The sequence below is a fragment of the Streptomyces pluripotens genome, from assembly GCF_000802245.2.
In the GTDB taxonomy this organism is placed as follows: Bacteria; Actinomycetota; Actinomycetes; order Streptomycetales; family Streptomycetaceae; genus Streptomyces; species Streptomyces pluripotens.
This window is the reverse complement of sequence record NZ_CP021080.1, coordinates 3,955,650-3,969,058: the sequence shown is the minus strand read 5'-3', so window position 1 is coordinate 3,969,058 and position 13,409 is coordinate 3,955,650. Positions and strand designations below refer to the sequence as shown.

At 65.0% G+C, this 13,409-nt stretch carries 14 protein-coding genes; 4 read left to right on the top strand and 10 right to left on the bottom strand.

Features of this window, described 5'->3' with window-relative positions; all coding sequences use genetic code 11:
• Positions 1-255 precede the first annotated feature (255 nt).
• Positions 256-1,083 carry a site-specific integrase gene (locus LK06_RS18030; protein ID WP_374208188.1) on the top strand — a complete coding sequence of 276 codons (828 nt, stop codon included), beginning with the start codon at positions 256-258 and terminating at the stop codon, positions 1,081-1,083.
• A gap of 234 nt (positions 1,084-1,317) precedes the next feature.
• Positions 1,318-1,632 (top strand): hypothetical protein, encoded by a 315-nt coding sequence (locus LK06_RS18025; protein WP_039654761.1) that lies wholly within the window; start codon positions 1,318-1,320, stop codon positions 1,630-1,632.
• Between the two features lie 538 nt (positions 1,633-2,170).
• Here the strand turns inward: LK06_RS18025 and LK06_RS18020 are convergent.
• The 4 genes from LK06_RS18020 to LK06_RS35305 form a co-directional block, all read right to left on the bottom strand.
• A complete protein-coding gene (locus LK06_RS18020; protein WP_245081014.1) occupies positions 2,171-2,593 on the bottom strand; it encodes a DUF4231 domain-containing protein in 423 nt (140 codons plus the stop codon).
• Positions 2,594-3,359: 766 nt separating this feature from the next.
• A complete protein-coding gene (locus LK06_RS33245) occupies positions 3,360-4,136 on the bottom strand; it encodes a TRADD-N-associated membrane domain-containing protein (RefSeq protein WP_159025310.1) in 777 nt (258 codons plus the stop codon).
• A 579-nt stretch (positions 4,137-4,715) separates the two neighbouring features.
• Positions 4,716-5,708 (bottom strand): IS3 family transposase, encoded by a 993-nt coding sequence (locus LK06_RS18005; RefSeq protein ID WP_411572771.1) that lies wholly within the window; start codon positions 5,706-5,708, stop codon positions 4,716-4,718.
• A 32-nt stretch (positions 5,709-5,740) separates the two neighbouring features.
• A complete protein-coding gene (locus LK06_RS35305; RefSeq protein WP_043404360.1) occupies positions 5,741-6,124 on the bottom strand; it encodes a transposase in 384 nt (127 codons plus the stop codon).
• 202 nt (positions 6,125-6,326) lie between these two features.
• On the opposite strand from LK06_RS35305, the gene LK06_RS18000 reads away from it, so the two are divergent.
• Positions 6,327-7,478: an ISAs1 family transposase gene (locus LK06_RS18000; protein WP_234367286.1), complete on the top strand. Its 1,152-nt coding sequence runs from the start codon at positions 6,327-6,329 to the stop codon at positions 7,476-7,478.
• A 979-nt stretch (positions 7,479-8,457) separates the two neighbouring features.
• Here LK06_RS18000 and LK06_RS17995 read toward each other — a convergent pair.
• The 5 genes from LK06_RS17995 to LK06_RS17975 form a co-directional block, all read right to left on the bottom strand.
• A complete protein-coding gene (locus tag LK06_RS17995; protein ID WP_043433909.1) occupies positions 8,458-9,552 on the bottom strand; it encodes an XRE family transcriptional regulator in 1,095 nt (364 codons plus the stop codon).
• A 41-nt stretch (positions 9,553-9,593) separates the two neighbouring features.
• Positions 9,594-10,274 (bottom strand): hypothetical protein, encoded by a 681-nt coding sequence (locus tag LK06_RS17990; RefSeq protein WP_043433910.1) that lies wholly within the window; start codon positions 10,272-10,274, stop codon positions 9,594-9,596.
• Positions 10,275-10,804: 530 nt separating this feature from the next.
• Positions 10,805-11,176 (bottom strand): hypothetical protein, encoded by a 372-nt coding sequence (locus tag LK06_RS17985; protein ID WP_043433912.1) that lies wholly within the window; start codon positions 11,174-11,176, stop codon positions 10,805-10,807.
• A complete protein-coding gene (locus LK06_RS17980) occupies positions 11,170-11,598 on the bottom strand; it encodes an ATP-binding protein (RefSeq protein WP_039654757.1) in 429 nt (142 codons plus the stop codon). The genes LK06_RS17985 and LK06_RS17980 overlap by 7 nt, the downstream gene beginning before the upstream one ends.
• A 46-nt stretch (positions 11,599-11,644) precedes the next feature.
• Positions 11,645-12,052, bottom strand: a complete 408-nt coding sequence (locus tag LK06_RS17975) for an NUDIX hydrolase (RefSeq protein WP_039654756.1) — start codon at positions 12,050-12,052, stop codon at positions 11,645-11,647.
• Between the two features lie 107 nt (positions 12,053-12,159).
• Between LK06_RS17975 and LK06_RS17970 the strand changes: the two genes are divergently transcribed.
• The gene (locus LK06_RS17970; protein WP_039654755.1) at positions 12,160-12,948 is read left to right on the top strand and encodes a GntR family transcriptional regulator; all 789 of its coding nucleotides are present in this window, start codon (positions 12,160-12,162) and stop codon (positions 12,946-12,948) included.
• A gap of 22 nt (positions 12,949-12,970) precedes the next feature.
• Here the strand turns inward: LK06_RS17970 and LK06_RS17965 are convergent, their stop codons facing one another.
• Positions 12,971-13,336, bottom strand: a complete 366-nt coding sequence (locus LK06_RS17965; protein WP_234367440.1) for a hypothetical protein — start codon at positions 13,334-13,336, stop codon at positions 12,971-12,973.
• Positions 13,337-13,409: the final 73 nt, after the last annotated feature.

Sequence of the window (13,409 nt, the reverse complement as noted above, 5' to 3'; positions counted from 1 at the left end):
GGCAGGGGCGTGGATGTGCCGTACCGGCGGCGTTCGGGCTCTTCCCGCGTGCGCGGAGGCGGCCTGACGGCGGGCGATCGGCCGATTGCTCTTGGCGTCACCTCTTTGCCGGTCAGGACGGCACTGCTACGTTGTGCCGTCCTGACCGGCGGGGCTGTGACCTGCGGTGATACGGCGAGGACGCGTGGGACGGCACAAGACGGATCCGGGCGGCGTCTCCTCGGCGGCAACGATCACGATGATCGAGTTGCCGTCTTGAAGCGCACCAGAGAGAAGCCCTCGCCGGTGATGGTCTGGACGCCGGAGCACACCGGCCTCTTCCTCGACCATGTCGCGGAGGACCGCCTGTACGCGCTGTGGCACCTGATCGCCTTCCGCGGGCTGCGTCGGGGCGAGGCGTGCGGGCAGAGGTGGACCGACACGCACCTCGACGACGGCCGCATCACCGTCGCCAAGCAGCTCGTCGTGAGCGGCTGGGATGTGTACGAGGACGACCCCAAGACCGACGCGGGCGCCCGCACCATCGCGCTCGACTCCGACACGGTCCGAGCCCTCACGCGCCACCGCGTCCAGCAGGACAAGGACCGAGAGGAATGGGGCAGCGCCTGGGTGGAGACCTGCCGTGTCTTCACCAAGGAGAACGGCGAGATGCTCCACCCCGCCAACGTCACGCGCCGCTTCATCGAGCTGTACGAGGAGATCGGCCTCCCGCCCATCCGGCTCCACGACCTGCGGCACGGCGCGGCGACGCTTGCGCACGCGGCCGGGGCCGACCTGAAGGACATCCAGGAGATGCTCGGCCACTCCTCGATCGCCATCACGGCGGACACGTACACGAGCCTGCTGCCCGAGGCCGACCGTGCGATCGCCGAGGCCGCCGCACGCCTGGTCCCGCGCGCCCGCCGGACGGGTGATGCCGAAACGGCCGAGACCGAGCCAGAGGCCGCCGACGGCGTGGAATCCGGCGCCGAAGACATGCCGGCGGATGCCGAGGAATCCGCAGCCCACCCCGGCCCTGGTGGCGCATCCGCTCACGCACCGCTCACGCAAACGGCCCCGGACGCGGAGTCCGAGGCCGAATAGAGCGCCTCACCTGAGAGAAGCACCAGGTCAGAGCAGGTTTTCCAGAGCCCCCTGTCGGATTCGAACCGACGACCTTCGCTTTACAAGTTCGATCACTCCGCGGCCCTGCCGGGGAGCCACATGGCCACGTTGGCCATGCCAGGTCGCCTAGGAGTGCTGGCGTCCTGCGCCGTTGATGTCACTTATGGATGTCAGAGTGGCCCAACTGCGCGCGTTCGCTGGCACGATGGTCCCGTGGTTGACCTGGAGCGAATCGCGGCAGAGATCATGGCGTACCTGCGAGCACTCGACGAGAGCGCCACGCTGCGGCACCACTTCCGCCACGCTGACGAAGAAGGCGGCCTCTGGTACATCGAGGCCGTACCCGACCGCGGCGAGTTGATCGTCATCAAGCAGGCCGAGCTGACCTCGGCCGGCCAGGTCCACCGGTACAGCTGTGAGCACCTGGAGGACGAGCACGGCGGCCTGACAGACCAAGCGATCGATCCTGAACAGGATCCGCTGGAGGCCATCTCGGCCGAAGAGTTTCTGCGGGTATGGACTCGATGAGCGTGGACAACCACTTTAGGAGAGCGGCTGGGTGATCTGTGGCTTGAGCTGCGGCTTCGTCGGCCGGGGAGGCGAGTGGCTACACGCCCGCAGAGCACCGGTGTTGACCGTGGCTGGCCCCTGCATCTGGCACGGTTGTGGCACGAACCTCAGCCGACGACAGTCAGCCACGACGGCGGGTGCGCTGGCCGACCAGGCGCGCGTATGCCTCGCTGCACCCCCACCGGCCTTCACCGCGTTGCCAGCGCCGTCGACCAGAGCCAGCCACGACGGCCGGCACGTCCCTGACGGTGCTTGTGCCCTCAGCTTGGGAAGCTGAGGGGATACATCGTCGATTCGGTCCCTGAACTGGGCGAACGGCCGCTTCGCGGCTCCGGTTAGGGCCGTCGCTGTCACCGTAGTTCCCCGCTGTTATCCGCCGTATCTGGTGCGCTTGTGGTGCGTCTGGAGCTCTGGACGTCACGGCCGCAGTAGGTGATCTCGATCGTGCACCAGGTGTTGTTTCTGACCGCGCCGCAGCCTGTGGATACGCGCACCTCTAGGCATTGGTCGACGGCGCGGGTTCCCGACGATGCTCCAGCCATGTGCGGCTTAGGTCGCCCCAGATCGCCTGATACTGACCAAAGATCTCGTTCAGATGATCGAACGTGAGCTCGTCGGCGGCCGTTGAGGCCACGAGGTATTCGAGGTCATCGGCAAGTCGCTGGAACCGGTACTGCGCTTCCTCCATCAGAACCCACCGGGAGCGCCAGTTGAAGAACGGTTCGACGGCTCCTAGCAGCGTCACCAGCGCTACACACGCCAGGGCCAGACCAGCCCAGGTGTTGAGGTTCTGCAGGCCCAGGATGACGGTGGACGCAGCGGACAGTACGAGCGTCGCCACCTTGGTGACGGCGGCACTTCGACTGAACCGCTTCTTCTTGCCGCGGGCGTAGCCGTTGCCCTGACGGATCTTGTCCAACAGGAGGGCGGCAACCTCCCTCGGGCTGAGACCAACGCCCAGGTCACTGTCCGGCTGCACTTTGCCCCCAAGCTCTGTCGCCACCCTGCAGCTCGCTGCCCTGGCAATCGCGCCTAGCGTAGCCGCTCGAGGCTCCTACAACGGAAGGTGGTCTGGCGGTCTGAGTGGCTCTGACCTTGTACGCCTGCCCTGCCTGTCACCTGCGCTGATGGTCCGCTGACGTCCGTGGTTGTTCGCGGTTGTGCGTCGTGGCTGTCACGCAGTCAGACACTCAGGACGCCTCGCGCGCCGGCCGTGGCACAAACTCTAGAGGCCGCGTAGTGCCTCATACAGCTCACCGTATGCGGCCCAACAGTCGATGCTGCCGTCGTCGTACAGGCTGCCCATGTACCAGTCCTCGTCATCGACGGGCTTCACGAGGCACAGACCGTGAAACCCAAGAACGATCTCTGGGCGCAGGACCTCGTGGGCTCCGGGGCCAGCCACCCATTTGACCGTCCGTTCAGAGTCCAGGACGACAGCCTCTTGATCCCCGGACACGTCACGGATCCGCCGAAGGGTCCACTGCGCTGGCAGTTGAGCGTCTGTCACTCCCCGATGGTCTCACCAGCCATCGTGCACCACCACATTAGGAGAGAGGGTGGGGCCTCGGTGCGGTGACCTGCCGTTTCGTCGGTCGAGCTAGCGGGCACAGCTGTTGCCCCTAGCCACCCTTGCTGACCGCAGCTGACCCCTGCATCTGGCTTGACTGTGGCACGGCGAGTGTTCAGGTGGCGCTCTGTTCGGGATTCGGCTGCTGGGCTGGGATGCCTCGTTGTACGGATCCGCCTGATACATCGGGCAGCGTGGCATCGGTGAACTTCAAGATCAGGGCTGCTTGCAGCCGACCCTTCAGCTCTTGATCAAGCACGGCTTCAACGAGTCGCATGGCGTTACGCGTTCCGCGCTCTGACCTCATGTCCTGGCGCAGAAGCTTCGTCTGACTGGCTAGGTGGTCCATGGCACCGCGCGCCTGTCTGTGGAAGAGCACACCTACGGTCCCAGTGACGATGCCCGTAACGTTCGTGACCATCGCCGCATACAACTCGCCGGTCGTCTCCGACCGCCAGATGGCCATAGCGACACCGACAAAGAGAATCATGCAACCAAGGCCAGAGAACACGAGACTCATGATCGAACTGCGCTGCGCCTGAGTCAGCCCGTGAGCGTAGTAGTCCGCCAGAAGCACGGAGAAGGTCTGTTCTTCTCGCTCGGCGCGCAGATCCTCGGCAGCCGCTGCCGAATCAACCGTGATGTTGTAGTAGGTGTTGTGTGTGGCCGATTGCCCTGTTCCGCCGGGTTCCTCCGTGTCAGCGCTGGCTTGTGGCTCACGAATGGCCACACTCCCGTCAGCTGAGATCTGAAGTTCCCGCTGCAGCCGTTGGCGATTCTCGGCAACATCCCGCTTGTACGAGCCGAGGGATGCTCTGACGGCTGAGTACAGGGCGCCAACACTCGCTACCGCCCCGAAGGCGGCCGGGACCCAGTCGGAGAGTGAACCCATGCATCGATCTTGCCACCAACGCGTTGATAGCGCTGGGGTTTCGGCGTTGCCCGACGGTGCTCGCAGGTCCTGCAGATCCGCGGCCTACCCCAAGGGTCCGACGTGTCGGGAACGGGGGGCGGAGTCTCAATGGTTCTGTCGCGCCGGTGTCGATCTTGAAAACCGTCGTGGCAGCGATGTCACCGTGGGTTCAAATCCCACCGCCTCCGCTTGATGAGCAGTGAGAACGGCCCCTGACCTGGTTGTCCGGTCGAGGGCCGTTCTCGTGTCCGCGCGCTGTGACTGCCCGGTGTTCCCCGTGGTTGCCCGCTCGATCGGGCACGGTTGGGGCACGGCCACCTACTGATGCGTAGCTCGAAGAACTCGGATCGCCTAGCTGATGGCTGAGGCAGCGATCAGGCAGGCGTGAATAGCTACACGTGCCTCCATGCGTCTCCCTCGGCGTCTAGGATGCTGACCTCAACCTGAAGGGCGGGGGCACGTGGGAGCTTATGAGATCAGCGATAACCAGAGAATTAGGGACAGGGCGGTTTCAAAGTCCCGGCGGTAGCTGTCAAGTCAAATGAAACGTATGTGCGGCTATGAATTGTGTTGCTGTGGTTCACGCCGCCTGGCGGGGTCGTTGATCCATGCCTGCTGGGGAATCGTCGGTGGTGCGGGGCGGCGGTTGAAGCGTTCGGGATGCTGCTCGAAGGCGGCTGTGAGGGTGGCCGCCCGCTGCTCGCGGACGAGTTCGGCGGTGCCGAAGTGGACGCTGGCGGGGGTGTGGTAGCCGATCCCGGAATGCCTGTGCACGTGGTTGTAGTGCGAGATGAACGCGTCCATCCACTCCCGCGCGTGGGCGAGGGAATCGAAGCGTTCTGGGTAGTCCGGCTGGTACTTCGTGGTGCGGAACTGGCTCTCGCTGAACGGGTTGTCGTTGCTGACCCTGGGCCTGGAGTGGCTACGGGTCACGCCGAGGTCGAGGAGCATCTGGGAGACCTGCTTGGACGTCATGGAGGTGCCGCGGTCGGCGTGCACGGTGTGCGGCACGATCCCGTTGCGGTCGATCGCCTCACGGATCAACTCCTCTGCCCGCGCGGCGGATTCGGCCGCCTCGACGGTGTGGCCGACGGCGTAGCGGGAGTAGATGTCCAGGATGACGTAGCCGTGGTACCAGTTTCCCTTCGCCGGGCCGGCCAGGCATGTGATGTCCCAACTCCATACCTGCGAGGGGCCGTCGGCCACGAGCTCGGGAACCGTGTGGGGCGGGTGGGTGGCCTGACGGCGGCGTTCACCGTCCTGCCCGGCCTCCTTCAGGATCCGGTACATGGTGCGCTCGGAGCAGTGATAGCGGCCGTCGTCCAGTTCCCGGGCGTAGATCTGCGCGGGTGGCAGGTCCACGTACTCGGGCCGGTTCATCAGCTCCAGCACCGCCTGCCGCTCGGTGTCCGACAAGGCGTTGACCGGCGTGGGCCTCGGCGCCTTGGGTCTGGGCGGGGCCGGGTTCAGCCGCCGGTGATGGGTGGCCCGGGAGCGTCCGGCGATCCGGCACGCCGCCACGATGCCCAGGTACGGGGTCAGCTCCTCCACGGCCTCGTGGAGGAGCGGCTCCAGGGCGTCCTTCAGTCCGCGCTCTTGGAGAGTGCTTCCAAGAGCGCGTGTGTTTTTCCCAGCACCTCCAGCGCGGCATCCCGCTTCGCAACCTCCTTCTCCAGCCGCTCCACCTGACGCCGCAGCTTGTCGTTCTCGGCCTCGGCGGGGTGCTTCTTCGGGCGGGTGGGGCTGGTGCGGTGGTCGGTCAGCTTCTCCAGCGCGCCGGCGTCTCTGGCCTGACGCCACTCGATGACGTGGGAGTGGTACAGCCTCTCCCGGCGCAGAATCGCGCCCTTGTCTCCGGCGGGGGCGGCGTCGTACTCGGCGACGATGCGCAACTTGTACTCGGCCGAGAAGCGACGACGCTTCGGCCGCGGAGCGGGAACCTGCTCGGAAGAATTGGTACGGGACATGCGGATGGGTGCTCCTGTCGTGCACGCCCACAATATCTGATCATTTCAGGGCGTCTCACCCAACGGTGTCAGAGAGGGCGGTGATCACGTGAGTGCGCAGGTCGCGACGGTATGACGATGCGCGGTCGGCCCGGTCCGTACGCAACGAAGCTCCGGTTGATGCCGGTGACCGATCAAGTCGCCCGCACCGCCCGGAGCTTCGATGTGCCGTCAGTCTGCCACCGTCTGTCTGATCAAGTCGCCCACCCGTCAGCACCGGTTGATCGGACCGCTGGCCCTGCGGCTGCGGACCTTGGCCGACCCCCGGCATCGGCGCGGGAAGCGTCACTCGTTCGTGAGCGTGCTGCTGGTGGCCTGCTCGGCGGTGCTGACCGGAGCCCGTTCCTTCGCCGCGATCGGCCAGTGGGCAGCGAGCGCCCCGCAGGACACGCTCGCCCGGCTCGGCGCCCGCGCCACGACGGTCTTGAACGTGCGCATCGCGCCGAGTGCGGCGACCATCCGCCGCGTCCTGAACGCCGCCTGCCCCGGCGGGCTCGCCGACCTGCTCGGATCCGATCCGGCCGGGGCGGACACCCTCGCGGTGGATGGCAAGAGCGCCCGCGGCTCGCGCCACGGCGAGATCCCGGCCGCCCATCTGCTGGCCGCGATCACCGGCGCCGGCCTGACCGTCACCCAACTGCGGGTCCCCGGCAAGACGAACGAAATCACCTGCTTTGATGCCTTGCTGGCGCCCTACGACCTGACCGGCGTCACGGTCTCCGCGGATGCCCTGCACTGCCAGCGCGATCACGCCCGGTTCCTCGTCGAGGAGAAGAAGGCGCACTACGCCTTCACCGTGAAGCGCAACCAGAAGAACCTGCACCGCCAACTCGCCACCCTGCCCTGGGAGAAGGCGAGTGCGAAGTTCTACGACCGCACCGATGCCCACGGACGCCTGGAGACCCGCGTCGTGCAGGCCCTGACCATCACCGACCTCGGCGTCGACTTCCCCCACGCGGTCCAGGTCGCGAAGATCGTCCGGCACCGCACTCAGCGCAAGACCGGCAAACGCAGCCGCGAGACGGTCTACGTCATCACGGACCTGGCCAGCCGCGAAGCCTCCCCCGAGCGCATCGCGAAGATCGTCCGCTCGCAGTGGATCATCGAGAACCGTCTCCACTTCGTCCGAGACACCGCCTTCGCCGAGGACGCCTCCACGGTCCGAACCGGACACGGCCCGGACAACATGGCCACCCTCCGCAGCTTCGCGATCAACACACTGCGAGCCTCCGGCCACGCGAACATCGCGGCCGGACTCCGCGAGATGTCCTACGACGGCTTCCGCCGACCACTGGACCTCCTCGGCCTTGCCTGACCAGCGCTCCCACGCAAGATCAAAAGACTTTGCAACAGCCCTGGAATTAGGGACGACGCGGAAACTATCGCAGCCCGAGCAAAATATATAGATGAGCTTCGGGCGAATGTGCCGATCCAGAGAATTTCGCGAAGTGAAGATATCCAAGAACTTCAACACTTCCTGAGTATCGTCAACTCTGAACTCGATTTCGCCAGAGCGGAACTCCCGCCACGGATTTACAAGACGGCGGTCTCTCACATCCACCGTAGAAAAGAACTAATCTCGTCGCGCCTCTGGGAGATCACTAACAGGAGGCAGATAAATTCGCTTCGCGAGACGCTAGATCTCATACCGGACTCTGGCAATAGGGAAAGGATTCGAGCCGAGCTGGATGCGCTTGAGCAGTCATCGAAGTCTTTCGCAAGTGAGAGCCGCGAGAGTATCTCCGAACGTTTCGAAGAAGAAAAAACGCGGCGCTGCTGAAGCAGCACATATCTGAGCGCAAGTGGAGTGTTCGTACGCAACTACTTGCGCGTGAATCGGTTGCTACGTTGGTGGGCTCGCTGCTCCTAGTTGGATTGGCGGCCGTCATTACGGTTGCGATGTTTTTGAAGGTGCCGGTCTCGGAAATACTGGCTAACAGTTTCCTGATAGTGCTTGGATATTTCTTTGGGCAAAATAGTGACAGGCGAAAAGCTGGTCCAGAGTCCTGACTTGAATGCTCGCCCTGGACGGCCTTCCTCTTGACATACCCGACATTGGCCGAGCGCACCGCCACCCGTAAACAGGTCCGCGCCCAGGGCTTGCGTCATAACGCATGCAGGAGACTCCCGATCCACCCATCCGGACCGGGAGTCTGTTGACTGGTGTCCAGCCGGAGCCGTCGCGGTTCACAGCTCTTGGTGTCAAGCGGCCGGGCGGGACCTTGACAGGTATCTCTCGTCCCGGCTCGGCTCATACAGCCGCGCCTCACGGGGTACTCTCAGCTGGGGCCCGCTCACCTGACGACGGACAGACGGGGCCTAGCAGCAGACGCTGGGGGCACGGGTCGCCCTGATCCCGCCCGAACGGTAACCACCAGTCCGAAGATCCAGCTACTAAGTTCCTGAGTGCTGACGTTTAGCTCGTCCGCCACCTGGCGCGTTGATATTCCCTTTCCCTGCGCCAAGTTAAAAACCTTCTCCAGCAACTGGGACTTCTCACGAGTCGGCATCCCGCGGGGCTCAGACGACCGATATCCCTGCTTGCTCAACTCGATACAGGCTTTGCGATAATGCCAATCGGATAGCATATCGAGATCATGCAGCCTGTAAGTGAGCGCCATTGCTGCGACCTTCCAAATCTTCTTCGCGCTGACAATCTGCGACGGGAGTGGGGATTTGGGGATGCAGCTTCTCACGCTTGCTTCAGGCATAAGGAAAGCGCTGGCGAAAGCATTTGCTTCCTTTTCTGCCGGCGGCCCCTGTAGACTCCGCTCCTCTCCGTGCAGCACGAGATGGCCCAGCTCGTGAGCCACATCAAATCGCCCGCGCTCCGGACTCTTCAGTGTGCTCAGAAAGATAAACGGCGTGCCATTTCGCCAGAACGAAAATGCGTCGACATCGGCGAACTCTGGCGGCAGGGAGAAAACGCGAACTCCGCGCGATTCGACCAAGTGAACCATGTTGGAGATCGGAGTATCATCGAGACCCCAACGCGTGCGCAAGACATTTGCCGCCCCCTCTGGATCTAGACGCCCCAGAGTCGGAAGTTGGGCAGCCGGAAGCTTGTAGCGAACTTCGATCCACTCATTAAGCTCCAATGCCAGGGTGCTAGCAGCCAATGCGGCATCTCTCGGGGCCGCAGCTAGCTTACTTCGAGCACGGAATGACACAGCATCTGGAGGCAAGATCTCGACGTCAGGTTTCCGGAAAAATGACTCTGGAAAATCCAGTGCAGCTGAGATCTTCGCGAGCGTCTCCCGCGTCGGATCTGTGCGTCCCGTCTCGTAGTTGGACAGGCTTTGGAGGCTCACCCCCACACGCTCGCTGAGATCCGCGAGGGTGAGCCCCCTTCGCTTGCGAGCGATGGCGATACGCGAGGAAGAAACCATCTACTACCGCCACCCTCACATATGACCGGATTGCCCCTATCTCACCACTCTTCAACGGGAACGTCGAAGCCGGTGTCACCGTCAGGGTAATCGAACATCTTTTTGAATCGAATGGCGGGGAGGAGGATCCTCCGGTCCCAGCTGTCGATCTTGCCCTGGACGCCCACCCTACTGGGGAGGGACAGCTCGCTCCGCACCTCGATGAAGCCCTGCTTCCTCGCCGCGTACCGGTAGGTCAACAAGTACCACGTAGTCAAACGCGCATACTCGCCGTCGGTAAGTTCCGCTTCGGCATCATCCTGCGGGGGCAACGGGAAGAGGCCGGGATCAAGATCCTGGTTGCGGGCCACCAGCGACTCCTTCGCCACGCCCGCCGGCCTGTGACTCCGCGGCTGCGGGTTCCCGGGCAGGCCGGTACGAGCATCGCCCAGCAAGACACCGATGGCCATCGTCTTGTCGGGGTTGACGCTGAGCGGAGACTGCTTGGGGTCATACCGCTTCCAATGCTCCTCAGTGCGGAGCAGGTAGCGCAGCGTACGCACTCGGGCGAAGTAGTCCAATGTGCCCGCAGCGTTGTTGGCGTCGTCCTCCGTGGCGCCGGCCCGGGCTTCTTCTCCTTCGCTGATGAGGCGCTCGAAGTACTCGTACTTCAGGCCCAGCTCCGCGAGCTCAACTTCATGGCCACCGCGTTCATCGGGTCTGGCCCAGGCGTTCGCGCTCACACACCCCTCCCGTGGGGTTGTAAGAACGCTCCCTCAGGTGAGGGGCGATTTTTATAAGCGTAGCGTGCGCCACTGACAGTCGAGGGTGTGATGTGCAGTCAAGTACCCTCCTGCGCAGGTCAGTCAGGCAATGGAGGTGAGATCACGACCTCCTCGCCCACCACTCGCCCCGCTCTCATCCCGTCCGCCGTCGACCCACACACCGTGGGGCCGCGTCTGCTCGGCTCTGCCTGGGTCGGCGGTGGACGGGATGAGAGCTCCACACGCACGCCACTACGGACCCGCAGTCGGGAAGGGCGCCCCCTCCATCCCGGTGCCGGCCGATCCCCCGCCGGAGGCATTGCCTTGACCGCAGACCGCACTATGCGGTGATCGGCTCATGGCCTTCGGCCCTACCCACACGTGGGCGCGCGTCGGCGCAGCGCGGGCGGAGCGGGCCGGAGGCAGGAGCGGCGCCCGCAGCGGAGCCGGGAGCGCGCCCGGCGGAGCGGAGCGACGCCGGGGCTTGAACCCGTAGAGAAAGTTGTAACTCACTCTGTCGAGCGGGGCTTGAACTCGTTCGCGCACGCCGGAAGTTCGGCGCCCTGGCGGTGGGCGAGAGGAAGGAAGAGCGCTGGTCGGATCGTCCACGTGATCCGGGTGTTGGCGTGGGTCACTGACACCGTGCACGGTTCCACCCGCAACAGAGCTCGTCGGGTCTCGATGCGGCCCTCGTACAGCCACTCCCACGCTTCGTCCGAAGCATCTGAGTCCAGGGCAGGGGAGATCGTCCGGAGGGCGACCGATACCCAACGGTCGGCCTGCGGTGCCGAGTAGGCGTCGAACGATGCCAGTAGTGCCGGCCGCTGCTGCTCGGCCAGGTCCTCGGTCCAGCACTCACACCAGAAGCCTCGTTTCAGCACGAGCGTCCTCCCAGTCGATGGTCCGCGTACAGCTCCGCGGTGACCGTGTAGCCCTGGTCGCTGCTGTGGACGACCACTCGGTGAGCGATGGTGCTGACCATGTCCAGGCCCCGGCCGTGTTCCGCGTCGTGGTCCTGGTGCTCGATCTTCGGGGCCGTGCCCGTGCCGCCGTCGTCCGTGACCGAGACCGCGATGACCTGAGCCGAGACCGCGACGGCCAAGTGAAAGACGCCGGACTCCAAGCCGCTCGCCGTGTGGCGGATCGCGTTGGTGCTCAGCTCGCTCACGATGAGGGCGGCGTCGTCCGCCAAGGGTGATCCGCGCAGGATGTCACGGGTCCAGCGGCGGGCTCGGCTCACTTCTTCCGGGAATCCTGGGCAACTCAGCCCCCAGACCCGGGCTGTACTCGTATACTCGTGCATACAAGTTCCTTCGTGCTGGTAGGCCGCCATGTGCAGCGGGTTCGGGCTAGACGAGTTTCACGCCGTCGTGGGCGCGAACGGCCGGCGGGGACGCCGCGTCGAGTGCGTCAAGAACGCGGATCGCGTACGCCTCGTCGGCGAGCTCGGTGACCTCTTCACGAGTGGCCCAGCGCAGCGCGCGGGTCTCGTCACCAGTGGTGGGCGTGCCGTCCGCGGCCTCACAGCGGAAGACCAGAGAGACGATCAAGCCCTTCATGTTCTTGTAGACGCCGGTCAGGGTCGCCGGAAGTGCGATCTTGATGCCGGTCTCTTCGAGGACTTCGCGCTGGAGGGCTTCCGGGATGGTCTCCTCCTTTTCGAGGACACCGCCCGGCGGTTCCCAGTGGCCGTTGTCCCGGCGCTGGATCAGGAGGGCCCGGCCTTGGTCGTCCACGACGACCCCGGCGACGCTCACGGAGTGCGGGCGTTCTGTGCTCACGTTCCTCGGCCCTCTCGGCTGGCTAGGCTCTCCACCGTAGCAACACCACTCGCCCACTCGTCTAGATACCTAAAGGAGTACTCGTGAGCCCTCTCTCTTCGGGCCTGCTCGGTGATCTCGACCCCACGAGCGATCGTGCGGTCTTCCGGCAGATCGCCGACCAGCTGCGCGAGGCCATCGACCGTGGGCGATTCCGTGAGGGCGAGAAGCTGCCCTCCGAAGCCGACCTTGTCGAGCACTTCGGCGTGTCCCGGATGACGGTCCGCAACGCCTTCTCCATCCTCCAGGGCGAGGGCCTGGTGCACGCCGAGCACGGCCGAGGGGTCTTCGTACGACCACGACCGCCTGTGCGACGGCTGGCCTCGGACCGCTTCGCCCGGCGACACCGGGAGCAGGGCAAGTCCGCGTTCATCGTGGAAGCCGACGCGGCCGGCAGTCACCCCCAGGTGGACAGCCTGGAGGTCAAGGAGGAGAAGGCCGGCCAGGACATCTCCACCCGGCTCGGGTCCGTCCGGCGGGTTCTCGCGCGTCGGCGCCGCTACCTGCTCGACGGGAAGCCGGTCGAGTTCGCCACCTCCTACCTCCCGCTCGACATCGCCCGAGGAACCCCCATCGCCGAACCCAACCCCGGCCCCGGCGGCATCTACGCCCGCCTCGAAGAACTCGGCCACCACCTCGACCACTTCGAGGAGGAGATCCGCGCACGGATGCCCTCCCCGGCCGAGGTGAAGACGCTTCGGCTGGCGGCCGGCGTGCCGGTCATCCACCTCATCCGGACCGCCTTCGACACGGAGGGACGGGCGGTCGAGGTCTGCGACACGGTGATGGCGGCGGACGCGTACGTGCTGTCGTACCAGCTCCCGGCCACGTGATCAGATGGGCGACGGCACGGCTCTAAGCGGTCGGCTCGTCCTCGCCGTCGGCGGCGGGCGCGGACATGTGGCCGATGTTGGTCCACATGAAGCTCTCTCGCCAGTCGGGCTTGTCGAGCATCCAGCCGAGGAGAGCCTGCAAGACCTTCTCCTGGGACACCGTTCGGGTCTGGTGGTGCTCCGCAGGGACACCGTCGCGGTATTCCAGCTGGTAGGTGTTGTTGTCGCGGAACCAGACCTGGATGTACCAGTCGCCCTCCCGTTCCTCGTCGCGGCGCTCAAGGATCAAGTACTCGTTGCCGCGTCTCAGGTTGGCGAGCATGGTTCCTACTGCCGGCTTCGTGGGGCGCTTCAGCTCGTAGCCACGGCCGTTGGTCGCTATCAGCATGGGTGGATTCTGGCGGGTAGGTCTGACATGGGGCGTAGGGCGCTTCTCCGAACTCGTACACCCCAACACGCCA